This window comes from Cognatiyoonia sp. IB215446 (assembly GCF_033963825.1).
Lineage (GTDB): Bacteria > Pseudomonadota > Alphaproteobacteria > Rhodobacterales > Rhodobacteraceae > Yoonia.
Map to the genome: position 1 here is coordinate 1 of NZ_JAXBMD010000021.1, position 790 is coordinate 790.

1 protein-coding gene is annotated in these 790 nt (G+C 57.3%); it reads right to left on the minus strand.

From position 1 onward, the window contains the following. The coding region (locus SLH49_RS22290) for an elongation factor Tu (protein ID WP_320271348.1) at window positions 1-788 on the minus strand (788 nt) is incomplete at its 3' end. Window positions 789-790: the final 2 nt, after the last annotated feature.

Below are 790 nucleotides of genomic sequence, written 5' to 3' on the forward strand. Positions count from 1 at the left end.
AGCAGCTTGCGGAACATCTCAACACCCGTGCAGGTCGTCTTCTGCGTATCGCGGATGCCGACGATCTCGATCTCGTCACCCACATTGATCACGCCACGCTCAACGCGACCGGTCACAACCGTACCACGGCCAGAGATCGAGAACACGTCCTCGACCGGCATCAGGAACGGCTGGTCAACCGCACGGGCAGGCGTTGGAATATACTCATCCACAGCCGCCATCAGCTCGGCGATCTTCTCAGACCCGATTGCATCATCACGGCCCTCAAGCGCGGCCAGAGCCGAGCCCGCGATGATTGGAATATCATCACCGGGATACTCGTAAGAGCTTAACAATTCGCGAATTTCCATCTCGACCAGTTCGAGCAGTTCTTCGTCATCGACCTGATCCACTTTGTTCATGAAGACAACCATATATGGGATGCCAACCTGGCGGCCCAACAAGATGTGCTCGCGCGTCTGTGGCATCGGGCCGTCAGCGGCGTTCACAACCAGGATCGCGCCGTCCATCTGCGCGGCACCGGTGATCATGTTCTTGACGTAGTCAGCATGGCCGGGGCAGTCGACATGAGCGTAGTGACGCGTGTCGGTCTCGTATTCCACGTGGGCGGTCGAGATCGTGATGCCGCGGGCCTTCTCCTCGGGTGCGCCGTCAATCTCATCATACGCCTTGAAGTCACCAAACTGCTTGGTAATCGCCGCCGTCAGCGTCGTCTTCCCGTGGTCAACATGGCCAATCGTGCCAATGTTCACATGCGGCTTATTCCGTTCAAACTTTTCCTTAGCCATTT